Source organism: Paraburkholderia sp. C35, from assembly GCF_003121405.1.
In the GTDB taxonomy this organism is placed as follows: domain Bacteria; phylum Pseudomonadota; class Gammaproteobacteria; order Burkholderiales; family Burkholderiaceae; genus Paraburkholderia.
Window position 1 is genome coordinate 26622 of sequence record NZ_QBUY01000006.1, and the last position, 24551, is coordinate 51172.

General features: G+C 62.4%; 19 protein-coding genes. 10 read left to right on the top strand and 9 right to left on the bottom strand.

What is annotated here, in order from left to right; translation table 11 throughout:
* Position 1: 1 nt before the first annotated feature.
* From DK391_RS05665 to DK391_RS05685, 5 genes are all read right to left on the bottom strand, one after another.
* Positions 2-889, bottom strand: a complete 888-nt coding sequence (locus DK391_RS05665; protein WP_109477013.1) for a dihydrodipicolinate synthase family protein — start codon at positions 887-889, stop codon at positions 2-4.
* A 64-nt stretch (positions 890-953) separates the two neighbouring features.
* A complete protein-coding gene (glyA, locus tag DK391_RS05670) occupies positions 954-2249 on the bottom strand; it encodes a serine hydroxymethyltransferase (protein ID WP_109477014.1) in 1296 nt (431 codons plus the stop codon).
* An 85-nt stretch (positions 2250-2334) separates the two neighbouring features.
* Positions 2335-3216 carry a glycine betaine ABC transporter substrate-binding protein gene (locus DK391_RS05675; RefSeq protein WP_109477015.1) on the bottom strand — a complete coding sequence of 294 codons (882 nt, stop codon included), beginning with the start codon at positions 3214-3216 and terminating at the stop codon, positions 2335-2337.
* A 127-nt stretch (positions 3217-3343) separates the two neighbouring features.
* Positions 3344-4231 carry a proline/glycine betaine ABC transporter permease gene (locus DK391_RS05680; RefSeq protein ID WP_109477016.1) on the bottom strand — a complete coding sequence of 296 codons (888 nt, stop codon included), beginning with the start codon at positions 4229-4231 and terminating at the stop codon, positions 3344-3346.
* On the bottom strand, positions 4228-5517 hold the full coding sequence (locus DK391_RS05685; protein WP_109477017.1) for a glycine betaine/L-proline ABC transporter ATP-binding protein: 1290 nt from the start codon (positions 5515-5517) through the stop codon (positions 4228-4230). The genes DK391_RS05680 and DK391_RS05685 overlap by 4 nt, the downstream gene beginning before the upstream one ends.
* A 797-nt stretch (positions 5518-6314) precedes the next feature.
* On the opposite strand from DK391_RS05685, the gene DK391_RS05690 reads away from it, so the two are divergent.
* Positions 6315-6611 carry a hypothetical protein gene (locus DK391_RS05690; protein ID WP_109477018.1) on the top strand — a complete coding sequence of 99 codons (297 nt, stop codon included), beginning with the start codon at positions 6315-6317 and terminating at the stop codon, positions 6609-6611.
* A 182-nt stretch (positions 6612-6793) separates the two neighbouring features.
* On the opposite strand, the gene DK391_RS05695 is transcribed toward DK391_RS05690, so the two are convergent.
* Positions 6794-8995 (bottom strand): PAS domain-containing sensor histidine kinase, encoded by a 2202-nt coding sequence (locus tag DK391_RS05695; protein WP_109477019.1) that lies wholly within the window; start codon positions 8993-8995, stop codon positions 6794-6796.
* A gap of 436 nt (positions 8996-9431) precedes the next feature.
* Between DK391_RS05695 and DK391_RS05705 the strand changes: the two genes are divergently transcribed.
* Both DK391_RS05705 and DK391_RS05710 read left to right on the top strand, forming a co-directional pair.
* On the top strand, positions 9432-10796 hold the full coding sequence (locus DK391_RS05705) for a lactonase family protein (RefSeq protein WP_162600693.1): 1365 nt from the start codon (positions 9432-9434) through the stop codon (positions 10794-10796).
* A gap of 131 nt (positions 10797-10927) precedes the next feature.
* A complete protein-coding gene (locus tag DK391_RS05710) occupies positions 10928-11923 on the top strand; it encodes an aldo/keto reductase (protein WP_109477022.1) in 996 nt (331 codons plus the stop codon).
* Between the two features lie 51 nt (positions 11924-11974).
* Here the strand turns inward: DK391_RS05710 and DK391_RS05715 are convergent, their stop codons facing one another.
* Positions 11975-14164, bottom strand: coding sequence for a TonB-dependent siderophore receptor (locus DK391_RS05715; protein ID WP_109477023.1), 2190 nt, complete (start codon positions 14162-14164; stop codon positions 11975-11977).
* A gap of 251 nt (positions 14165-14415) precedes the next feature.
* On the bottom strand, positions 14416-15318 hold the full coding sequence (locus tag DK391_RS05720; protein ID WP_204117298.1) for a LysR family transcriptional regulator: 903 nt from the start codon (positions 15316-15318) through the stop codon (positions 14416-14418).
* Between the two features lie 77 nt (positions 15319-15395).
* Here DK391_RS05720 and DK391_RS05725 point away from each other — a divergent pair, with 77 nt between their 5' ends.
* The 3 genes from DK391_RS05725 (at position 15396) to DK391_RS05735 (ending at position 18334) form a co-directional block, all read left to right on the top strand.
* Complete coding sequence (locus DK391_RS05725; RefSeq protein WP_109477025.1) at positions 15396-16697, top strand: aspartate aminotransferase family protein; 1302 nt, start codon at positions 15396-15398, stop codon at positions 16695-16697.
* A 193-nt stretch (positions 16698-16890) separates the two neighbouring features.
* Entirely contained in the window at positions 16891-17811 is a 921-nt protein-coding gene (locus DK391_RS05730) for an AEC family transporter (RefSeq protein WP_109477168.1), read from the top strand.
* Positions 17812-18004: 193 nt separating this feature from the next.
* Complete coding sequence (locus DK391_RS05735) at positions 18005-18334, top strand: winged helix-turn-helix domain-containing protein (RefSeq protein WP_109477026.1); 330 nt, start codon at positions 18005-18007, stop codon at positions 18332-18334.
* A gap of 105 nt (positions 18335-18439) precedes the next feature.
* Here the strand turns inward: DK391_RS05735 and DK391_RS05740 are convergent, their stop codons facing one another.
* Positions 18440-19417, bottom strand: a complete 978-nt coding sequence (locus DK391_RS05740) for an SDR family NAD(P)-dependent oxidoreductase (RefSeq protein ID WP_109477027.1) — start codon at positions 19415-19417, stop codon at positions 18440-18442.
* A 133-nt stretch (positions 19418-19550) separates the two neighbouring features.
* Here DK391_RS05740 and DK391_RS05745 point away from each other — a divergent pair, with 133 nt between their 5' ends.
* The 4 genes from DK391_RS05745 (at position 19551) to DK391_RS05760 (ending at position 24529) form a co-directional block, all read left to right on the top strand.
* Positions 19551-20129 carry a TetR/AcrR family transcriptional regulator gene (locus DK391_RS05745; RefSeq protein WP_109477028.1) on the top strand — a complete coding sequence of 193 codons (579 nt, stop codon included), beginning with the start codon at positions 19551-19553 and terminating at the stop codon, positions 20127-20129.
* A 158-nt stretch (positions 20130-20287) separates the two neighbouring features.
* Positions 20288-21013 (top strand): GNAT family N-acetyltransferase, encoded by a 726-nt coding sequence (locus DK391_RS05750; protein WP_109477029.1) that lies wholly within the window; start codon positions 20288-20290, stop codon positions 21011-21013.
* Positions 21014-21154: 141 nt separating this feature from the next.
* Positions 21155-22723: a methyl-accepting chemotaxis protein gene (locus DK391_RS05755; RefSeq protein ID WP_109477030.1), complete on the top strand. Its 1569-nt coding sequence runs from the start codon at positions 21155-21157 to the stop codon at positions 22721-22723.
* 411 nt (positions 22724-23134) lie between these two features.
* Positions 23135-24529, top strand: coding sequence for a TIGR00366 family protein (locus DK391_RS05760; RefSeq protein ID WP_109477031.1), 1395 nt, complete (start codon positions 23135-23137; stop codon positions 24527-24529).
* The last annotated feature ends 22 nt before the right edge of the window (positions 24530-24551 follow it).

Genomic DNA, 24551 nt, shown 5'->3' on the forward strand with positions numbered 1-24551 from the left:
TTTACTGAGCGTTGCGCAACAACGGACGAACCAGCTGGGCAAACGTGCTGCGTTCGGCTTCATCGAGCGTGCCGAGCGGCGCGCGTGCATTGCCGACAGGCGTACCCGCCAGTTCGCAGCCGTAGCGCACGTACTGGATGAACTTGCCGCTGCGTTCCAGCAGTTCCAGCACGGGCAGCAACTGCGCCATCAGCTTGCGGCCGGTAGTGAAATCGCCCTGCTTCACGCAGGCATCGAACAGTGCCGTGTGCGCTTCCGGCAGGAAATTGGATGCGCCGCCTACCCAGCTCTTTCCGCCCCACACGAAAAATTCGAGCGCCTGATCGTCCATGCCGCAGCTCAGTACCAACCGGTCCTTGAAGTGCGTGGCGAGATGATGCAGATGCGAGATATCGCCCGTGCTTTCCTTCATCGCGATGAAGTTCGAGCGTTCGAGCACTTTCGACAGCACCTCGTCGCTGATGGCCGTACCTGTGCGCGCCGGAAAGTTGTACAGCATGATCGGCATGTCGAGGCTGTCGTCCACCGTCAGCAGGTGAGTCAGCAGTTCTTCCTGCGTCGGTTGCGCGTAGTAAGGCGCCGCGAGCAACAGCGCGTTCAGACCGGCACGCTTTGCCTCGTTGCCGAGTCGGATCACTTCTTTCGTGGTCGTCGCGTTGATGCCTGCTGTCAGATACGTCTTGCCGCCTGCTGCTTCGGCGACGGTGTTAAAGGTTTCCACGCGCTCGTCGAAACTCAACGCGTAGTATTCGCCCGTGGTTCCGCCGATGCCGAGGCCCGCGACGCGGCCCGCGAGATTCGCGGCGTGCTTGCCGAGCAGTGCGTGGTCGATCTCGCCATCGGCCTTGAACGGGGTGACGAGCGGTGTGTGGACTCCCTCGAAGCTCATGTCGGTTCTCTCTTGAGTGGTTAAGATTGCGGCGCGCCGTTGTGGACGGAATCAGCGGACCGCGTCATACGAGTGCATCTGCATGCGAGTAGATGGGGAACTGGTTGCACAGGTCGCGCACGCGGCTGCGCACTGCGCGTTCCACCTGTTCATCGCCAGCGGCTTCGCGCTCCAGCGCCGACAGCACGTCCAGAATCATCTGGCCGATCTGTTCGAACTGCGCAGTGCCGAAGCCGCGCGTCGTGCCCGCCGGCGTGCCGAGGCGGATGCCAGACGTGACCGTCGGGTTCTCGGTATCGAACGGAATGCCGTTCTTGTTGCAGGTGATGCCCGCTCGCTCCAGCGCCTTCTCGGCCTGCGTGCCCGTCAGCCCTTTCGAGCGCAGGTCCACCAGCAGCAGATGATTGTCGGTGCCGCCCGTCACGAGGCTCACGCCGCCCGACTTGAGCACATTGCCGAGCGCCTGCGCATTGCGCAGCACCTGATCGATATACGTGCTGAACTCCGGGCGCAGCGCTTCGCCGAACGCGACCGCCTTGCCTGCGATCACATGCATCAGCGGGCCGCCCTGCAAGCCGGGGAAGACCGCCGAATTGATCTTCTTCGCGATGTCGTCGTTGTTGGTGAGAATGAAGCCGCCGCGTGGGCCGCGCAGTGTCTTGTGCGTGGTCGACGTGACGACGTCGGCGTACCGCACCGGGTTCTCGTGCCGCCCTGCTGCGACGATGCCCGCGATATGCGCCATATCGACCATCAGCAACGCGCCGACGCTATCGGCGATGTCGCGGAATGCGGCGAAGTCCAGCGCGCGTGGATAAGCGGAATAGCCCGCGATGATCAGCTTCGGCCGATGCTCCTCGGCCAGACGGCGCACCTGGTCATAGTCGATGCGATACGTGTCCGGGCTGACGCCGTATTGCACGGCGTTGAACCACTTGCCGGACAGCGCGGGACGCGCGCCGTGCGTCAGATGGCCGCCTGCATCGAGCGACATGCCCATGACCGTTTCGCCCGGCTTGACGAGCGCGAGCATCACGGCGCCATTCGCCTGCGCACCCGAATGCGGCTGCACGTTGGCGAATTCCGCTTCGAATAGCGCCTTCACGCGGTCGATGGCGAGCGCCTCGACACGGTCCACGTGTTCGCAGCCGCCGTAGTAGCGCTTCGACGGATAGCCTTCCGCGTACTTGTTGGTCAGCACCGTGCCTTGCGCCTCCATCACCGCCGCCGAGACGATGTTTTCAGAAGCGATCAGTTCGATCTGCGTTTGCTGGCGGCGCAATTCCAGCGCGATCTCCGATGCGATGACTGGGTCGCGGCTCTGGAGCGTTTCTGCAAAAAAGCGCGAGTTCTCGTTCACGTGGTAACTCCGGGAAAAATTCGTGAAGCAGGTCGTGCGGGACGGCCAATATCATTCGATGCGATGCAAGGTGCTGCCGTAAGGCTTATTGCTGCAGCCATGCCTTCAGCTTTTCCGGGTGTGCATCGACGAATTTCTTAGCTGCCGTTGCGTAGTCGTTGGTGCTGTTGCCTTCGTATTCGATCGCTTCGACATCGGCGAGCGTCAGCTTGAAGTGCTTGAAGAACACATCAGCACGCGGGAATTTGGTGGCGAACTGCTTCGAGGCGAACGCGTGCACCTGTTCTTCTCCACCCAGCGTGCCCTTCGGGTCCTTCAGGTAACGCATCTGCCACTTCTGGAACAGCCAGTGCGGACTCCACACCGTGGCGACGATCCACTGCTTCGACTGATACGCGCGCGACACGCCGGCCAGCATTCCTGCCTCGCTCGACGATTGCAGGTTGTAGCCGTTCAGGTCGTATGCCTTGATGGCCTTTTCGGATGCTTGCATCAGACCGCCTCCCGGCTCGATGCCCTGAATGGTGCCGTTCAGCTTGCTTTTCACGTCCGGCTTTTCGAGGTCGGAGATCGTCGCGACCTGCGACTCGGGAATGTAGGCGGGCACGGCCCAGCCGTTCTTGCCGCCCGTGTAGATCACGCCGCCGTCTTCCATGTCGTTCTTGTATTTCGCGTAGTACGCGCCGTGCGTCACGGGCAGCCAGCCGCCGACCATGATGTCGAGATCGCCGCGCGCCACGCCCTGGTACTGGATGCCGATGTCTGCCTGAACGAACTGGACGGGCTGCTTCAGGCTCGTTTCGAGCGCGTACTTGGCCACATTGGCGACGGCGAGCACGTCGGCCCAGTTGGTGACAGCCATCTTGATCGGCTCGGCTGCGACCGCCGTGCCCACGCCGGCGCCCATCGCGACGACTGTCGACACAGTTAGCGTCGCAACCAGCGATTTGAACAGATTGATCTTCATACCGTACTCCTAAGCGATTATGAAAGTTATCGAAAATGAACAGACATAGCGGTGTGGTGTGTTGCTTTGGCTTGCTGCCTTACATGCCGCTCCTACCCTTACCCGGCGATGCAGGCACGCACGACTCTCAGGTTCTGGCGGCGGCTGCGCCCTGGTTGGGCTTCGCGGTGCGCACATTGCTGCGCTTCGATTTTTTCGCTTTCACGCCGAAGCTTTCTGTCAGACGGTCGAGCACGATGGCCAGCAGCACCACGCCCAGCCCGCCTTCGAAGCCGATTCCGATGTCGAGACGCTGGATGCCGCTCAGCACGTATTCGCCGAGTCCGCCTGCGCCGATCATCGAGGCGACCACCACCATCGACAGCGCCATCATGATGGTCTGGTTGACACCCGCCATGATCGACGGCAGCGCGTTGGGCAACTGGATCTTCCACAGCAACTGCGTGTCCGTGCTGCCGAACGAGCGGCCCGCTTCCAGCAATTCTTCACGCACCTGGCGAATGCCGAGCGTGGTGAGACGCACGACGGGCGGCATAGAGAATACGATCGTGGCGATCACGGCAGGCACGCGGCCCAGTCCGAACAGGATCACGGCAGGAATCAGATAGACGAAGGCGGGCATCGTCTGCATGAAATCGAGCAACGAACGCAGCACCACTTCGACGCGCCGGTTGCGCGCGCCCCAGATACCGAGCGGCACGCCGATCACGAGACTGAATACCGTTGCGGCGATCACGAGTGCGAGCGTCGACACCGTCTGCGCCCACAGGCCCATGTAGTGGATCGCCAGCAAGGCGAGCCCGACGAAGATCGAGAACACCACACCGCGCCGCCACAACGCAAACGCGACCAGAAAGACCAGCATCGCCATGAACGGCACGGCGGCGAGTCCGTCTTCCAGCAATTTGATGACGGCACCCAGCGCTGCCGAGAAAGCATCGAAGCCGCCCCGGAAATGCTGAAAGAGAAAATTGACGGCGTCTTCCGCAAACTTGCCGATAACTGACGAATTCATGCTGCTCTCCGTTCCATGACCTGCTTGAGAATCGTCCGGCAGGACACGACGCCTGCGAGCCGGCCGGCTGTATCGGTGACGGGGACGTCGTGTTGCTGGCTCAACGCGATGGTCGCAAGCTCATGCAGGTCCGCGTCGAGTGCAACGGCGTTCATGTCCTTGACGAAGGCGTCGCGGATAGGATGCGCGCCCGACTTGTGCAGCGATGCCGGCGTGACGCAGCCCTGATAGCGCCCGGCTTCATCGCAGACATAACCGCATTCGACGCCGCTATCGATCAGCTGATTCAGGTAACGCTCGGACGGCGCGGCGACGTCGCATGAAATCAGGCCACGGTCGACACTCGTCATCAGGCTCGATGCCTTGAGGAAGCGCGACACGTCGACATTGCGGAAGAAGTCGCGTACGTAGGCATCGACAGGAGACTGGATCAGTTCGGCTGGTGTGCCGACCTGAATCAGGCAGCCATCTTTCATAATGCCGATGCGCCCGCCGATCTTGACCGCTTCTTCGATATCGTGAGAGATGAACACGATAGTGCGCCGCTCTTCCTTTTGCAGCCGCAGCAGTTCGTTTTGCATCTCGAAGCGGATCAGCGGATCGAGTGCCGAGAATGCTTCATCCATCAGCAGCACCGAGGGATTCACGGCCAGCGCGCGAGCAAGGCCGACGCGCTGCTGCATGCCGCCCGACAGTTCGCCCGGCAGCAGCTTTTCATAAGAACCCAGCCCGACGCGCGTCAATGCGGCACGCGCGATGTCGTAGCGTTGCGCCTTCTTGAGACCCGCGACTTCCAGCCCGTAGGCGATGTTGTCGATCACGGTGCGGTTCGGCAGCAACGCGAACGACTGGAACACCATCGCCATTTTCTTGCGGCGTACTTCACGCAACTCTTGCGTCGACATCGGCGCGATATCGCGGTCTTCGAGAATGACCTGGCCGGAAGTCGGTTCGATCAGACGGTTGAGCAGGCGCACGAGCGTCGATTTGCCGGAGCCGGACAGGCCCATCACGACGAAGATCTCGCCTGCCTTGACGCTCAGGCTCACGTTGTTGACGGCGACCATGTTGCCCGTCTGCTCGAAGATCTCGTTTCTGCCGAGACCTTGCCGGACCAGCTCGGCGGCGCGCTCGGGCTTCGGTCCGAATATCTTCGACAGATTCTTGACCGTGAGGATATCGGTCCCGGAGATCGCGACGGGTTTGGCCGCAGCGGACGTACTGTCCATGTCGATCGCGCCCGGATGGATCACGCTGTCCGGCGCAAATGTCAGGTTTGGGGTCATTCGGTCATCCCAACTGGCAAGTTCATGAAATGGGCGTCGTGCGCCGCGTATATCGCGCAGGGGTCATCGCGCGGCGACACTCGACTGCGAACCCGCATTTGTTCGCTCAATATGCCGCTGATCCTCCATAAGGCAGAAGATTCGTGCGTCGCATTGTGTGAACGTCGGGCTTAATGCATGAAGTGCAGCGTATCAAGCCAATTTGCTTCATCCAGCTACATTTTCTGCGCGCTTTCCGATACCTCTGGTAATGCAAGGCGGGCTGGTGGTGAGCGCTAGCGGTGCGCCGGGGATGGATGAAGAGGCTGGATGGTTTGCGGGGCGGGGGTTTGCGGGTGATTGAAGCGGCGGGTGTAAGGCAATCGGAGGGTGCGCGGCGGCCGCGCTGGAGGCGGGTTTTCAGGGAATGTACCAGGGCGGGCTGAAACTTCGTCTTCTGATCTGCCTTCGTCACGTGTCAATCCGCGTGTAAAGCCCGAGGCACAGGACCATTCTCGACAACAGCAGGCGGATCGCTAGCGGCGAACGAATCGCAGCGTCTCTAGACCCCTCCCCCACGCTTACCCAAACGCACGCCGCCCGACTGATCCAAACGAAGCAGCGTTCAGGCACGCGCACCCATACCCGCTCCCACGCCCACGCAACACCCGACTCCCGGATTACTCACGATTCCGGCAAGTAAGCCTTCCTGGCGCGGGCCTTATTCCCGCGAGCCTCGACTTATAGACTGGCTTCAACGTTGAAGCACATTCATTCAACGAACTTTCGATCCCTGAACCGATTCTGGAGTCACTGCCATGAAAACCAAATTCGTCGCCGCCGCCGTTCTCGCTGCTGCTGCTTTCGCCTCTGCACCTGTGTTCGCGAGCGGCTTCGGCCCGGCGCCTTACTACAACCCCGTCGCCGGCGCACCGGCTTCGCAGCAAGGCCCGGCAGCGACGACGGCTGAAGGCGGCGACGTAGGCGCGACTTCTTACGGTGGCGTCGCTGCGGGCGCATCGCAATCCGGCTCGCACGGCCTGTTTCACAAGCACACGGGCGACAATTCGTGCGTCGGTCCTGTCAGCTACTGCAACATCTATTTCGGCAGCTAAGCGTCCATGCGTCGGCCGATGCTGGACATGATTCGCCTGTTACGTCAGCGGCCCGCTTCCTACTGAAGCCGCCGCTGACGCGCATTGCCTCCCGCCTTTCTCTGCTGCCCTCTCTTCGCCTTGCACTTGCGCACACCAATGCGTCCGCACGGAGCGAAGCACAAAGCCCCGCTCCCCGCACGTCAACTCTCCACGCTCACGACTACATCGAGCGGCAGGATGAACTGCATCGTCGTACCCTCGCCCTCCTGCGAATCGGCCCAGATACGCCCGCCATGCGCTTCGACGATCGAGCGGCAGATCGACAGCCCCATGCCCATGCCGTCCTTCCTCGTGGTGAAGAACGGGCTGAACAGACGCTTGCTGTTGGCTTCGCTGATACCCGTGCCCGAATCCTCGACGCGCAATTGCGCGTGCCCCGCGTCGAACCGGTGCGTGACGACCTTGAGCCGCCGCGCGCGCCCCGTCACGGCTGACATCGCCTGCACTGCGTTCATCATCAGGTTGATGATGACCTGCTGGATCTGCACGCGGTCCACGCACACGCGCAGCACATGCTGAAGATTGTCCGTCTCTACCTCGACCGAATGCGCCTCCAGTTCGCGTCTGAGCAGTTCGATGGCTTCGCGTGCTAGCGCATTCAGATCGAGAGGTGTCGGGCTCGGATCGCGCTTCTGCGCCATCGCGCGAATCTGCCGGATGATCCCCGTGGCGCGTTTTGCGTCGCGCGTCATGTTGCCGATCGACAGACCGACTTCGTCGAGATCGGGGCGCGGCCGGTTGAGCCAGCGCGTGGCGGCGTCGCCTGCCGTGACGATGGCCGCGAGCGGTTGCGTCACTTCATGCGCAATCGACGCCGCCATTTCCCCCAGCATCGTCACGCGCGTGACATGGGCCAGCTCGGCCGTCGAACGGTCCAGCGCCTGTTGCGCCTTCACGCGATCAGTCACGTCCATCAACGCGCCGACATATTCGACTTTTTCTGACGCCGGCATCGACAGATGCGCGACGTAGTGCACGTATTTGACGGCACCATCCTTCAGTAGCAGCCGGAATTTACTGTCGATATTCGGCTCGCCCCGCATCGCGCGTTCATGCATGCGCTTCACGATGTCGATATCGTCGGGATGCGCGCGCGTGACGATCAGGTCGATGGTGGGCATCACATAGCGAGGCACGTCGAGAATCCGGTACGTCTCTTCCGACCACCACATGTCGCACTCCGGCACGCGCGTGCCGATGCTGCCCGTGCGGCTCAACCGCTGCGCGTCCGACAGGAACGCCTCGCTGCGCTGAAGCGCCTGCTGTGTCTGCTTGTGCTCCTCGATATCGGTATTGACGCCGTACCAGCGCACGATGTCGCCGTGCGCGTCGCGCATCGGCTCGGCGCCGATATGCATCCAGCGATACACACCGTCCTTGCGCCGGATACGCGCCGTCGTTTCGAGCGCGCTGCCCGTGCCAACCGCTTCGCGCCACGCGGCCTGCATCGCGGGCAGATCGTCGGGATGCACGATGGACTGCCAGATATCGTCAGTGCCTGCCTTCAGCTTCACGCCATATTCGTTCCAGCGGCGATTCATGTAATCGGGGCAGCCGTCACGCGACGAACTCCACACCATGCCGGGAATCGCGTCGATGGTGGCGCGCAGTTCGTCCTGCTGGCGCTGCAACTCCGCTTCCATCTGCATGCGCGCGGTGATGTCGTTGCTGGTGGCGAGGATCGCGAGCGGCTTGCCTCGGTCATCGCGCCATAAGGTGCAACGCGCCGAAATGAAGACCGTTGCGCCGTCCTTGCGCACACGTTGCAGTTCCCCGCTCCAGCCGCCGTGCTGCACGGTTTCGCGGCGGATCTCGTCGACGCTCATCGTCATCGCGCGCGTCTGCGTGAGCGCGTGCAGCGGCTGACCCATCGCCTGTTGCGCGGTCCAGCCGTACAGCTGCTCGGCGCCCTGATTCCAGAACGTGATGCGATCGTTCATGTCGTACACGACGATGGCATCGTGCGTGAGATCGAGCATGTCGAGTTGCTTGCGCAGCATGTCGTTGCTCGCCTGATTGCGCAGCGCCAGCATCGACGTAGTGGCGATGGCGAGCAGACTGACCACGCAGCGCGCCACCGAGCTATCCGGGTAATGCCCGTTATGCGACATGCTGAAGCCCAGCAGCGTCAGCGCGACGCATCCCCACGCCACATTGGTGGTGACAGCGCGCGAACCTGCCGATGCAACCAGCAGCACCACCGTCGCGTACAGCACGGCGACGGCAATGTCGATCATCGTGAAGGCATCGATGACGAACACAGCCAGTGCGATGGCCGCTGCCACCAGATACAGCACCCGCGTGCCGATGACGCGGCCTGGAAGCATTGCGTCGAATATCATCGCGCTCCCGCTGGAATCGGGTTGTCGTGGTTGTCGTTCACGCCGCGGGCCTTTCATGGGTGAAGCGCCGCGCGCCCGGCGGCCACCTTCGACTGCTGGTGGCGGACGGCCTGCGGCGCGCGATGCAATGGATCGTCGCTGTCGGCTTCGACAGCCTGTGTGGCGCTCATTATCGGAGCCGCTTCGCACAGCGACGCCGCATTTCGCCCGGTATTTGTCTATTTGCACGGCAAGGCTCACACGCGCGTTCGATCAGACCGAACCTGTTGTTCGGCATCGCAGCGCTATTCAGTCCAGGCTGGCATCGCTACCTTTGAAGCTTGCGTCGGCCCGTACAGGGGCCCGCAAAGGGACAGTCATGCGCGGCGTGCACGACATGCGCGCGGTCCCGCCAGCCTTGAAAGGAAGCTCATACATGTTTGCAAAGCAACACCCCATGCACGTAACAGGAAATCTGCGTCGCCTCGTATTGGGTCTGACGTGCTCTCTTGCCATCACCTCATCCGAAGCTCACACGCTGACCGATGCCTCGCCGAATCTTGTCGAAGACACACCCATCGTCATCGATGGAAATCCCAACGGCGTTGTCAGATATCGAAACGGCATCGTGTTTGTCGCCGTCACGGCACGGGCTCCGTCAGCGGCTGCGACGGCGGGAAGCGCGGCCCAGATTGAGATATTCAGACGCACGAACGGTGCGTTCCAGCGGACGGGCACGGTCTTGCTGAAAGCCGGCGACACGGTCAACGGCCTGACCATCACGCCCGATCGCACGACGCTCGTCGCCTCTCTCGAAAGCAGCGGCGTCGCGCTCATCGACATCGACGAGGCGCTGCATGGAACATCCAAGACAGCTTTTGTCGATCAGAGCAACGGCGGCAAGATCGCCCGCCCTGGCACGTTCCAGACGACAGTGACGCCCGATGGACACTATGCGTTCGTTGCCAACGAATACGGTCAGCTATCGGCTGATTATCCCGCCGGGAACGTCGGGGTGATCGCCTTGCAGAGAAACGCGCGCGGCTTGCTGGAAGGCACGCCACTCGGATTCATACCACTCGCGGGTGGAACGATTCCGGGTGTCTCGGTGTCGCGGGACGGCAGGCGAGCCTACGCTGTCAGCGAAATCGTCCCGGCTGCCAATCTCAGGCAGTTGTCCGGGACGAGCAATACGCGGCTCACCAGCGATCAATGTGTGCAGAACGACCCAGCGCAGCCAACACATAACGGCGAACTCAGCGTGATCGACGTGCATAAGGCGATCGAAGCAGCGCGTGTCGCCAACGGCACGTCGAAAATCATTCAGGGAGCCGTGATCACCAGCATTGCCGCAGCCTGCTCGCCCGTTCGCGTGCTCGAATCGCCCGACGGCGCCTCGTTATGGGTCACCGCCCGTGGCAGCGACGCGTTGCTGCAATTCGACACGGGAAGGCTCGTCTACGACCCGGATGGCGCCCTGCTGCAAGTGGTGAACAGCAACGGACTGCAACCGGTTGCGGAAGCGATGTTCGACAACGGACGCTTTCTGATGGTCACTAATTCCGCGCGATTTGCGGACACATCGATGGGTGCGAATACGGCGAGGATCGCGGGTACGAATGTCTCCCTCTTCGATATTTCCCGGCCCGTTGCAACGCTCGTGCAAACGCTGCCGACGGGCAGCTTCCCGAGAGACATTGCCGTTTCGCCACGCGGACGCACCGCATTCGTGACGAACTACCAATCCTCCAGCGTGACCGTGTTGAGTCGTGGCGCTCCTTCGAACGGAAAGGCAAACACTGTGAGTCCATTCGGAAGCTGAACGCAGAATCTCATCCAACTGTGCGCTTCGCGCCGTTTCAGGCCGCGTTCGTCAGCAGCACGCAGACGCTGCGCAAGCGGACTTTCCGGCATTGGCTACATAATCGAAGCCCGAACTGCACGGAGGATGAGATGGACTATGTGAAGCTGGGCCGCACCGGACTCGATATCTCCCCGCTCTGCCTGGGTTGCATGACGTACGGCGTGCCCGAGCGCGGCCCGCATCCGTGGACGCTGAACGAAGACGCGAGCCGCCCGTTGATCCGCCAGGCAGTGGAAGCCGGCATCAATTTCTTCGACACCGCGAACACGTATTCGGATGGCACCTCGGAAGAAATCGTCGGGCGTGCGCTGAAGGACTTCGCGAAACGCGACGAGATCGTGCTCGCGACCAAAGTGTTCTTCCCACTCGGCAACCGTGCGGACCCGAAAAAGCCGAATGGCTCGGGGCTGTCGCGCAAGGCGATTTTCCAGTCGATCGACGCGAGCCTCACACGTCTTGGCACCGACTACGTCGACCTGTACCAGATCCATCGCTGGGACTACGCGACGCCGATCGAAGAAACACTGGAAGCGCTGCACGATGTGGTGAAGGCGGGCAAGGCACGCTATATCGGTGCATCGTCGATGTTCGCGTGGCAGTTCGCCAAGGCGCTGCACGTGGCCGAACGCAACGGCTGGACACGCTTCGTGACGATGCAGAATCATCTGAACCTGCTGTATCGCGAGGAAGAACGCGAGATGCTGCCGCTGTGCGCAGATGAAGGCATCGGCGTGATTCCATGGAGTCCGCTCGCGCGTGGCCGTCTCACGCGCGACTGGGACGAGACCACCGGGCGTCAGCAAAGCGATACCTACGGCAACAGTCTGTACGACAAGACGGCCGACGCCGACCGCCGGGTGATCGAAGCCGTCGCGACGATCGCGCAGGCGCGCGGCATTCCGCGTGCACAGGTGGCGCTGGCATGGGTCAGCGGCAAGGCGGACGTGAGCGCGCCGATCATCGGTGCGTCGAAGCCGCAGCATCTGAGCGATGCCGTCGCAGCGCTCGACGTGAAGCTCACGCCGGATGAAATCGCATCACTCGAAGCGCCTTACGTGCCGCACGACGTGGTAGGCATCGAGTAAAACGGTCTGCGTGTGGACGGGCGGCTCACACTGCCCGTCCAGATGCGATCCTTACCAGTGGTAGTTCATGCCTGCAAACACCTGGCGGCCATAACCGAACGCACACCAGCTGCCGTAGTAGCACGACGCGACATACTCCTTGTTGAACAGGTTCTGCGCATTCACGTAGATTTCCGCGCCCTTCAGCCGTGACGAAGCGCGGCCGAGATCGTAGCGCGCCGTCGCATCGACGAGGAAGAAGCTCGCCACCTTGAACTCGTTGTCGCTGCTGTACGTCGTGCCCGTGTAGCGGCCGCCTGCACCCATCGACAGCCCCGCGAGCGGACCACGATCGATCGTGTAATACGCCCACAGCGAAGCCTGATTCTGCGGAATCGCGGGCAGATACTTGCCTTGCAGACCGCTGTTGTCCTTCGTGTAGATGGTGCTCGTGTACGTGTAGCTGGCCGTCACGTTCAACGAATCGGTCAGGCTGACCTTCGCCTCGAGCTCGGCGCCGCGCGAGCGTGCCTCGCCCGTTTGCGACTGGAAGTTCGGGTTATCCAGATTCGCCGTCAGCAGGTTCGAACGCGTCAGGCTGAACAGCGCGGCCGTGAACAGCGCGTTGTATCCCTTCGGCTGGAACTTCACACCGATTTCATACTGATGGCCGCGCTCGGGATCGAACGCCTTGCCGTTGATGTCGGTGCCCGCTTGCGGCGTGAACGACTGCGTATAGCTGACATACGGCGCGATGCCGTTGTCGAACACATACGTGAGGCCGGCGCGGCCCGTAAAGGCGCGGTCGAACTGATGCGATGCCGTGTCGTAGGTCGTGTTGCGTGTGTCGCTGCTTGCCCAGTCTTCGCGTCCGCCGCGCGTCAGGATCACGTTACCGAGGCGCGCCTGGTCCTGCAAATACACGCCGTATTGCGTGCCGCTGAGGATCTGGTGGTAACGGTCGGGCGGCGTGATGGTCTGGTAGTAGGTCGGCGCGAATATATCGATCGACGGCGCAGTGCCGAAACCAGCATCGAAATTGCTCGCGTAGTGCTGGTAATCGAAACCGGCCAGCAAAGTGTGCTCGACCGGGCCGGTGGAGAAGTTGCCTTCCACCGAGTTGTCGATGGCAAACGTGTTCAGGTTATCGGCAGATGCCGCCGTGCCACGGTCGAGCGTGCGCAGATCGGCTTCGAGGCCCGAGCCATAGACGCTCTTGTAGTCCTGCGCGAGATGCAGGAAGCGGGCATTCGAGCGGAACGACCACTTGTCCGTCAGACGCCGGTCGAACTTGTAGCCGATCGATTCCTGCACGCGATTGAAGCTCTCGAAGTTCGGGTCGCCGTCGTAGAAGTTGCTGGGCAGCTTGCCGTTCGGGTTGTACAGCGCCGAGCCTTGCGGCGGCACGCTGCCGTACGACGTGCTGCGCGGATCGTGCTGATACAGCCCGAACACCGTCAACGAGGTCTTGTTGTCGGGGCGCCAGGTGAAGGTCGGCGCAAACGCGATGCGCTCGTTCTTCGTCATGTTGATCTGGCCGTCTTCCTTGCGCGCGATGCCCGTGACGCGGAACAGATAGCGGTCGTCGCCGGCAATCGGGCCGGACAGATCGAACTTGCCTTGCACATGGCCATAGTTGCCGAACTCGACGCCGACTTCGTGCAACGGCTGCACCGTCGGCAGCTTGCTTTCCATATCGAGCAGGCCGCCCGCTGCGGCCTGGCCGTACAGCACCGAGACCGGCCCTTTGACCACTTCGACGCGGTCCATCAGGTACGGATCGAGCTGCGGCGTCGCGTACCAGTTGTTGCCGATCAGCTTCAGGCCGTTCCAGTAGGTGTCGGCGTCGAAGCCGCGCACTTTCAGCATGTCGTAGCGCGTGGCGACGCCGCCGCGCGTCTCGGGCGTCACACCCGACGTGTAACGCACGACGGCGTTGAGCGTCTGTGCGTCCTGCTGATCCATCTGTTCGCGCGTGATGACGGATACCGACTGCGGCGTTTCCAGAATTGGCGTGCCGGATTTCGTCGCGGTCGAATTCCATTCGGCAACGTAACCGTGCGTCGGACCGTACGGCTGATCCTGGTCGCTCTGCGCGGTGACGCTGACGGCGGGCAGCGTGGCTTCCTTTTGCGCGTCGGCGGAGCTTGCCGCGGGTGTCGTATCCGTGGACTGGGCGCCCGCATGATTGGCCGCAAACGCGAGCAGAACGGCCATGGTCAAGGGCCGCAGCGCGGTCGAGTGGATCTTGCCTGTTTTCATTTTCCTCTTGCCAACCCGTTGAATGAGAATGATTGTTATTTAGCGGGCGCATTGTGGACTGTCTTTTTACATTTGTAAAGTTGGCGTTGGAGATTTGTTGGCTATGCGCGTCGGATTTTTTGCGGCCGGCTGGAGCCGCAAAACGGAGCAGTTTCGGGTGACGGCGGGGCGAAGCGCGGCTGCGCTTCGGGCGGGAAGATCGTTGTGTGCGCTACCTCAGGCGGTGCGCAGCCGACGTATCGATGGATCGCTCACAACAACGGCAGCGTCGCCCGGATGTGCTCCGCGAACGCGGTGATCAATAGCGACGGCCGCGCCCTGGCGAACTTCAGCGACACGCCGACAGCAGGCAAGGCGGGCAGCCCGGCATCGGCGGTGAGCACGCTCAGATCCGTGGGCACGGCCGTCTGCGTCATGACCGCGAACGCCTGTCCCGACCGGACCAGCGCCGTCAGCCCCGCAAGACTGCTGCTCGCATACGCGATGCGAAACGCCCTGCCCGCGCGTTGCAGCGCTTCGCACGCGGCGATGTGATCGAGCGTGTCGGGATCGGACAGCGCCAGCGGCAACGGCTCGAAGTGCGTGGAATCCAGCCCCGGATAGCCGATCCAGACCAGTTGTTCGCGTCGGATGATGTCGTCGTGCGCGCCGCCGGAACTTGTGCTGTGGCCGTCAGGCAAAGAGATCATCGCGAGATCGACTGCGCGTTTGTCGAGCCGCTCCAGCAGGCGCGGCGTCGGCCCGCACACGACTTCGACCTGCGCGTGCGGATGCTGGCTCGAAAACTGCCGCAATAACGGCGGCAGGAACACCGCAGCATAATCGTCGGGACAACCGAAGCGGATCGTGCCCGACAGCCCCGTGCCGCACAGATCCGCCATCGCTTCGTCATGCAGCCGCAAGATGCGTTGCGCGTGGATCAGCAGGCGCTCGCCGGGATTCGTCAGCACCACGCCACGGCCCGTGCGCTGAAAAAGCGGCTGGTCGACGATTTCTTCGAGCCGTTTCATCTGCTGGCTGAGCGCCGACTGCGTCCGGCCGACACGGTGCGCCGCGCGGCTCAGCGCACGCACCTCGGCGATGACGGCAAACGAACGCAGCAGATCGATGTCGAGCGAAAGACTCAAGCTATTAGCTCCTCTACTATCTCGCATTAGAACTATTCGATTCTATAAAACCAGAGAGCCGCCTAGACTGCAAGCTATTCCTACCATTCGCGAGGAGAAGCACGGTGTCCGACAACCACGACGCACGCTTCTGGCAAAACGCCAGGCAGCATCTGATCCGCTACGGCGGCACGTTCGAACCGATGATCATCGAGCGCGCGCAAGGCAGCTTCGTCTACGATGCGGACGGCCGCGCGATCCTCGATTTCACGTCGGGCCAGATGAGCGCCGTGCTCGGGCACAGCCACCCCGAGATCGTCTCGGTGATCAGCGAATACGCGGGCAAGCTGGACCATCTGTTCAGCGGCATGCTGTCGCGCCCGGTCGTCGATCTCGCCACCCGGCTCGCCGAGATCACGCCCGACGGTCTCGACCGCGCGCTGTTGCTCAGCACGGGCGCGGAATCGAATGAAGCCGCCATTCGTATGGCGAAGCTGGTCACGGGGAAATATGAAATTGTCGGCTTCGCGCAGTCGTGGCACGGCATGACGGGCGCGGCGGCGTCGGCGACTTACAGCGCGGGCCGCAAAGGCGTCGGTCCCGCCGCGGTCGGCTCGTTCGCGATTCCCGCGCCGTTCACGTATCGGCCGCGCTTCGAGCGCGACGGCCACTACGACTACCTCGCCGAACTCGATTACGCGTTCGATCTCATCGACCGGCAGTCGAGCGGCAATCTCGCGGCCTTCATTGCGGAGCCGATCCTGAGCTCGGGCGGCATCATCGAGTTGCCTGAAGGCTATATGGCGGCACTCAAGCGCAAATGCGAAGAGCGCGGCATGCTGCTGATCCTCGATGAAGCGCAAACGGGCGTGGGCCGCACGGGCACGATGTTCGCCTGCCAGCGCGACGGTGTCACACCCGACATCCTCACGCTATCGAAGACGCTCGGCGCAGGGCTGCCGCTGGCCGCTATCGTGACGTCTGCGGAGATCGAAGAGCGCGCACACGAACTCGGCTATCTGTTCTACACGACACACGTGTCGGATCCGCTGCCTGCTGCCGTCGGTCTGCGCGTGCTAGACGTGGTGCAGCGCGAAGGGCTGGTGGCGCGCGCCAATGTGATCGGCGATCGGCTCCGGCGCGGGCTGCTCGATCTGATGGAGCGTCATGAATGCATCGGCGATGTGCGCGGACGCGGCCTGCTGCTCGGCATGGAGATCGTCAAGGATCGCCGCACCAAAGAACCGGCCGATGGCCTCGGCGCAAAGATCACGCGCGAGTGCATGAATCTGGGACTCAGCATGAACATCGTGCAGTTGCCCGGCATGGGCGGCGTGTTCCGGATCGCACCGCCGCTGACGGTGCGAGAGGAAGAGATCGATCTCGGGCTGGAGCTGCTGGGAGAAGCGATCCGGCGTTCCGCGTAACGGCGGCTGGTGGCGGCGTCTCATTGACCACGCACATGATGCGTGTGCATTGAACGCCGCCGCTCGTTCGACGCAAACTGTCCTTTTCGGCCCCATCGTCTACTCTTCTCTGACGGCATCGCACCGTCTGCCGACCGCGAACACCGCGCCACTGCATCCGGACGTCTCATCCTGCGAGGGGGTGTCATCCATCATGCACATCGCGAGTCTGATTCTGCCGATCTTTGCGATTATTCTGGCCGGCTGGCTGGCGGGACGCTTCAACTATCTGCCACGGAGCGTCGCGGGACCGCTCATGCAGTTCGCCTATTTCGTCGCGATGCCCGCGCTCGTGTTCCTGACCGTCGCGAGAGAACCGCTCGGCGCGCTGCTGGAGTGGCGTTTTATCGCGGCCTTTGGCGGCGGCTCGATACTCTGCTTCGCCGTCGTTCTGCTCGCTGCGCGCCTCGCGCTGCGTGCGAGCCTCAGCAAAAGCGCGATGCTGGCCGCGGTCGTATCGATGACCAATACGGGTTTCGTCGCGCTTCCCATTCTGCGTGCGCTGCAAGGCCAGCACGGCGTGCTCGCCGCTGCAGTTGCAACGGTGTTCGTCGGCGGGATCATGTTTCCCGCACTCGTCGTGCTGCTAGAAGTCGGTCAGCACAGCGGCTCGCGCAAGACGCGCGGCGGCGCGCTCGCCAGGCAGATCGGCACCAACCCCGTGATTCTTGCGACGATTCTCGGCCTGTTGTGGTCGGTGGGCGGGCTGACGCTGCCTGTGCCCGTTGCCACCACGCTCGGCATTCTTGGCGAGGCGCTGACGCCTTGTGCGCTGTTCGCCATCGGCCTCGATCTGTCCATCGACGAACTGCGCGACCATCTGCGCCGCTACGCGTTGCTCGCCGCGCTCAAGCTGATTGCGATGCCGTGTGTGGTGTACGGGCTATGTGTCGCGGCGGGACTGGACCGGACGTTGACGCTCGCCGCCGTGATATGCGCCGCCGTGCCGACGGCCAAGACTGCGTACGTGCTAGCAAACGAATACGACGTCGAGAAGACGACGGCAGGCGCCACCATTTCCATCACGACACTGTTCTCGATTGCCACCTTGCTCGGCTGGCTTGCCTGGCTATAGATAAGAAACCCGCCGCTCATACCAAAGTATAGCGACCGATACACACGTGCTATCGACGCGATCAAGCACTTGCGGTTTCATCATCTAACGTGCCGCATCCTTCGTCGCCCTGCTGTCCTTCCTTGCGTTCCTTGCATTTACCCGACCGATGCGGATCATTCGAGAAGCCTTTGTCTACTCGTGAGAATCGAACATGAAGGTCAGTAGCATCGACATCAATCTGTCGACCCGTGAGCTCCAGGTCGGCGGAAACGCTATTCCCGTGGGCAGCCGCGCATTCGATATCCTCACCGTGCTGATGGCGGCGCACGGTCAGGTCGTATCGCTGGAAGACATTCTTCGCAAGGTGTGGCCTGACACGGTCGTCGAGGAATCGAACATACGTGTGCATGTCTGTGCGCTGCGAAAAGCGCTGGGCGATGACCGGCGTCTGATCCAGAACATACCGGGACGTGGCTATCGCCTCACGCCCAAACACGACATGCATCCCGCGCTAGCCGGCATGCCCGTGATGAGCGACTAGCTGCTGCGCAAGTTCGCTGAACTGGTTGCGTCCGCAAGCGAGTGGATTCGCTTGCGGGGCAGACAGTGAAGCGTCTGTAAACGGGCAGCCATCAGCGCCGAAACGTCAGAACGTTTCGCCTGCCATCTCTTCCGTTTTGCGCCACAACGCCTCGGCGTTGGCGGGATCGAGCGCATAGCGTCGCACGCCTTCGCTGACTGGCGTGATGACGACATCGTCGGCGACGATGTTGCTGACGTGGCAGTTCTCGCAGTATCGGCCGCCCACTTCTTCCGCCGATGCCACCACGCCCGCCCACACCGCCGTCGCCGCACCTTGCGGAATGGTCTTGAACTCGAACGGCGGCTTGCCTTCGGACGCAAGCTGACTGTTGATCCGTTCGAGCAGTCCCGCCATTTGCCCTTCGTCCATGTGCCGCCCGAGCTCGGTATGAATGCCGCCCGGATGGACTGCTGCCGCCCGCACGCCACGTGCCTGATGACGCCGGTCGAACGCAACCGCGAACAGGATGTTCGCCGTTTTCGAGCGTCCGTACGCGACGAACGGATCATAAGGCGTACGTTCGAAGCCGGGATCGTCGAGGTCGACGTTGGCGAATCGATGCCCCGACGACGCCCGCGCAACGAAGCGACCGCCCGACTGCAGCAGCGGCGCAACGCGCTTCACGAGCACGAAATGCCCGATATGGTTGGTGCCGAACTGCGTTTCGAAACCGTCCGCGGTCTTGCCGAACGGTGTTGCCATCACGCCCGCGTTCGCGATGATCACGTCGAACGGCTTGCCGTCGTCGAGCAAGCTGTCGGCGCACGCGCGTACGCTCTGCAAGCTCCCCAGATCGAGCGAACCCAGCTCGATGCTGCCGCCGCCCGCTGCGGCATCGCGGCGCGCGGCTTCGATTGCCCGCGCGGCCTTGTCCAGATCGCGCGCCGCGCCCACCACGTTGGCGCCGTGTGCCGCCAGCGCACGCGCCGTCTCGACGCCGAGACCCGCCGACACGCCCGTCACGAGAATCCGCTTGCCACGCAGATCGACGCCCGCGAGCACCTGGTCGGTTGTCGAAGTTGCACCCAATTGTTCAGCCATTTCCGCCTCTCTGTTTGCAGTAAGGTTGACGTTTTGCCTTACGAGGGATAAAAACGGAGTCCCTCTCCGTTTTTATATCCTAAACGGAGACACCCTCCGTTTGCAAGCATCAAACGATACGACAAAGGTTGACATGACTCACCCGACGCCCCGGGAACGGAAGCCCAGAGCCGATGCACAGCGCAATCGCGAGCGCATCCTCGACGAAGCCAAAAAAGCGTTCAACCGCGAGGGAGCGGATATCAGCCTGGAAGAAGTCGCCCGCCAGGCGGGCGTCGGAGCGGGGACGCTGTACCGGCACTTCCCGACCCGCGACGCGCTGCTGGAGAGCGTCTATCGCGCCGAAGTGGAAAAGCTCGCGAAGGAAGAACGCAGGCTGAGCGAGTCGATGCCGCCGCCCGAGGCGCTGCGAGCGTGGATGCTGCTGTTCGTCGATTACATCGCCACCAAGAAGATCATCGCGCCCGCGCTGAATTCGATGGTGGGCGGCCCGTCGAAGCTGTTCGAGTCGTCGGGCGCGCTGATCATCGACGCGATTCATGCGCTCGTCACGCGTGCAATCGAAAGCGGCGATATCCGCGCCGATCTCGATCCGCTGGACCTGCTGCGCGCGCTGGTGGGTGTCTCGAATGTCGCGTCGGCGCCGGACTGGCAGCAGAGCGCCCGACGGCTGGTGGACATCCTGCTGCTCGGTTCGCGACCAGCCGAATAACACACGGCGATTGCGGCAGGCGTGGCGCAAATGATGCCAAAAATGTCATTTGCGGCAATAGCCCGAACGCATCTACCGGACTACATTGATAACGCCGAAACACGACGCGCGTGCGCCGCCCGGCCAACATCCGATCAATCTACGCAGCTGGAGCAAGCATGAGCAACACGGCGCCTCGTTCGACCCTCGCCACTCTCGACCGCCCGATCTGGACCGCGCTCACCACGCGCCAGGCGCACCTCGGACAGGGCGATGCACTTGCGCGCCGCTACCATCCCGACGTCGCCCCGTTTGCCGCGCTCGCATCGGAAACACCTGAAGCTTACGAAGCCTTGCATCACGTGCTGCAGCCGGGGCAACAGGTGGCGTTGCTCTCGCTCACGCCGCTAGCCGCCATCGATTCGCTGCACGTGAATCAGGTCGGCACCCTGTATCAGATGGTCGCCATGCGCGACGACACACAGAACGCCGACGTTTCCGACGTGATCCGCCTGTCTGCCGTCGATTCGCCCGAGATGCTCGCGCTAGCGCAAAAAACCAAACCCGGTCCGTTCGGCCCGCGCACGCACGAGATGGGCAACTACATCGGCATTCGCGATCAGGGCCGTCTGGTTGCGATGGCAGGCGAGCGCATGCGCATCGACGGATACGTCGAGATCAGCGCGGTGTGCGTGGATGACGAGTGGCGCGGCAAAGGCATCGCGGGCCGCCTGATCAACATACTGCGCAAGGAGATCGCACAGCGCGCCGAAACGCCGTTCCTGCATGTTTTCAGCAACAACACGACGGCGATCCAACTGTATGAACGCCTCGGCTTCGAAACGCGCCGCGAGTTCCTTCTGTATCGCCTCAGCCATGCCGACGCGAGTGTGAATACTGCGTGACAACGCGCCAGTGCGACCGCGCGACCCTTCAGATTTTCATTCATGTGACCGTTAACAAAGCCGCAGCAACGTCCTGCGGCCTTTGTCTCGCCATCGGCCGCCGGAGGGACAACATCGTGGTTCACACTCAAAACGAAAACTATGAAACTGAAGAATCTGCCCGTGCGCACGGGCTTTATCGCAGTTCTCTCGCTGTTTGGCATGCTCGTTCTGGTCACCGCATTGCTTGGGATCTTTTCGCTCACGAAGAACAATGGCCTGTCGGAGCGCATCAGCACGCTGAACGCTGAAACGGTCGATCTCAAGGACGTGTACATCAACAATCTGAAGGCGCGCAGCGCGCTGAGCCGCGCTTTCATCGCGCTCACGGCAAACCCGGCGGACAAGGACGCAGCCGTTGCTGCAGCGACCACCTACTACAACCTCGCGAAGAAATCGTTCGCCGCGTTCGAGAACATCACGAAAGAAACGACCGCGCAGCAGGAAGCGGCACAACGCGCCGCCGACACCTTCCACGCGCACGCGGGCGCCATCGATCAGCTGTTCGCTGCGATCGCTTCAGGCGATGCCAAAGCGTACGCCGCGACCAACGAAGGTCCGATGACGCAGACGAGCGCCGCATTCGGCAAGGCAGCCGATGCGTTCTTCACAGTCGCTGCCGACGAAACGGACCAGCTGAAAGATGAGAAGGCGCGCGCCAAGTCCGTGCTGATGGGCGTTGCAATCGGTCTGCTCGCGTTGTCGTGCGCATTGATCCTGATGGTCTACTACACGCTCGAGCACACCGTCGTGCTGCCGCTCAAGGAAGCGATGAATGTACTGCAGCACGTCGCGCGCGGCGATCTGACGGTGCAGATTCAACACGAGTCCACCAACGAGATCGGCAAGCTGTTCGAATCGATGCAGGAAATGAAGCGCAGCCTCGCGGGCATCGTGCATGCGGTGTCGGGCGGCACCGACACCATCGCGACGGGCGTGCATCAGATGGCAAGCGGCAACACCGATCTCTCGCAGCGCACGGAAGAACAGGCGGCGGCGTTGCAGGAAACGGCGTCGTCGATGGAGCAGTTGACCAGCACGGTGCGCCAGAACGCCGACAACGCGAAGCAGGCCACGCAACTCGTGATGAGCACGGCGATGATCACCGAACAAGGCAACCGCGCGGCGAAGGAAGTCGTGGTGACGATGCAAGGGCTGTCCGATCTGTCGGGCAGGATCGCCGACATCACGAACGTGATCGAGGGCATCGCGTTCCAGACCAATATCCTGTCGCTGAACGCAGCCGTGGAAGCCGCGCGCGCCGGCGACGAAGGACGCGGCTTCGCCGTGGTGGCGAGCGAAGTGCGCTCGCTCGCGCAGCGCAGCGCGAACGCCGCAAAGGAAATCAAGGAACGCATCACCGATTCGCTCGGTCGCGTCGAAGCAGGCGCGCAACAGGTCGAAAAGGCCAGCCAGGTGATGGGCGAAATCCTCACTTCGGTGAATCGCGTCAGCGATCTGATGGGCGAGATCGCGGCGGCATCCGAAGAACAATCGGAAGGGCTCGAGCAGGTGAATCGCGCGATCACGCAGATGGATCAGGTCACGCAACAGAATGCCGCACTCGTCGAGCAGGCATCGGCGGCTGCGCTGGCGCTCGAAGAACAGACGGGCGCACTGAAGAACGCGGTATCGGTGTTTCGTGTCGATCGCACGATGGCGCTCGCGTGATGTAATTCGCGCCCTGTTCACGGAATGCCGCCGACGAATGCTCAACGTCAGGCGTTAGCAATAGTCATGAAAGTACGCGCCGCATTGCGGCGCGTTTTTGCTTCAAACGGGCGCAGCGTTGCCTTGACATCCAATGCGCATAAGAAGAATAATGAAGCGTTCGTTTAACGAAACCATGTTCGTATAACGAACATGCAAAAGCACGAGACGAATCGCACGCAAAGCGTGGGCGCGACGGGCCTCTGTCGCGCTCAGGCCTGAGCTTCACCCCGGAAATCCTGCCTCAACATCCACCTGACAACCAGGTGACGTCAAGCTTGCCGGCGGTGCATGCATCATGCACGGACACGCCGCGCCTCGATTCCGTCCGCGCCGCCCACAGGCGGACCGACGCCACACCGAGCGAGAACCATGAAGCGAGACACCTCCCCCTCTTCCGCCCTTCAACCGGCCGCGCCGCGCGGCATCGTCGAAGGCCTTGTCTATGTTTTCGAGCGGGTCATGCCTGATCCGTTCATGCTGTCGATCTGCCTGACCTTCGTCGTCGCCGTGCTGGCACTGCTGATCGCGCCGACGGGCAACATCCCCACGCTGCTCGATTCCTGGTACACGGGCACGTTCGGCATTCTCGCCTTCGCGCTGCAGATGATCCTGATCCTCGCGACGGGTTATGCCATCGCCGAAGCGCCCATCGTTCAGCGCGGCCTGCGCGCACTCGCGGCGCACGCGCAGACGCCCGTGCGCGCGGCGCTGCTGGTGTTCCCGGGGGTCGGGATTGCCGCGTGGCTCAACTGGGGTCTCGGACTGATCGTGGGCGCGCTGCTGTCGCGTGAGATCGCCAAGCGCGTCAACGTCGATTTTGCGTGGCTGGTGGCCGGCAGCTACTCGGCGTGGTCGGTGTGCAATAGCGGGCTGTCGAGTTCGATTGCGTTGTCGCAGGCATCGCATGGCAATGCCCTGAATCTCGTCGAGAAAGCGACCGGCCATGTCGTGCCGCTCGCCGACACCATCTTCGCGCCGTTCGTGTTCATTCCGACCGTGCTCGTCGTCGTGGTGATGACCTTCATCTTCATCAAGATGCATCCGAAAGCGGAGAACGTGATTGCGTTCCGCGATTCAGGCGAAACAGCCGATGATGCCTCGAATGCCGATCCGCACGCGCGCATCGGCGACGGCACGCCGACCTTCGCATCGCGACTCGAAAATTCGATGCTCGGCACGTTGCTTCTGCTCGCGCTCGGCGTCGGCTATCTCGCGATGGAATGGCACGAGAACAAGTTCGATCTCGACATCAACAACACGATCCTGATCTTCCTGCTGATCGGTCTCGCGCTGCAGCGCACGCCGATCGCGTACGCCAACGCGATCCGCCGCGCCGCGCGCCAGACGGGTTCGATGCTGCTGCAATACCCGGTGTATGGCGGCATCATGGGCATCATGAAGGGCACAGGTCTCGCGTCGATGATCGCCAAGGCGTTCGTAACGGTCGCCACGGCTGCCACGCTGCCGCTGTGGAGCTATCTGAGCTCGCTGATCATCACGTTGCTGGTGCCGAGCGCAGGCGGCCACTGGGCTGTGCAGGGCCCGTTCGTGCTGCCCGCTGCGATCAGCCTGCATGCATCGGTGCCGCGCACGGCGATGGGTGTGGCGATGGCCGAGAACGTGTCGAACATGCTGCAACCGTTCTGGGCCGTGCCGATCGTGGCGATTGCAGGTATCCGCATCCAGCGTGTGATGGGCTATACGGCCGTCACGTTCGCTGTGTCGCTCGTGATTTACGCAGCAGCGCTGCTGTTCGTGCAGTAACGCCCTCAGGCTGCCGCGGCAA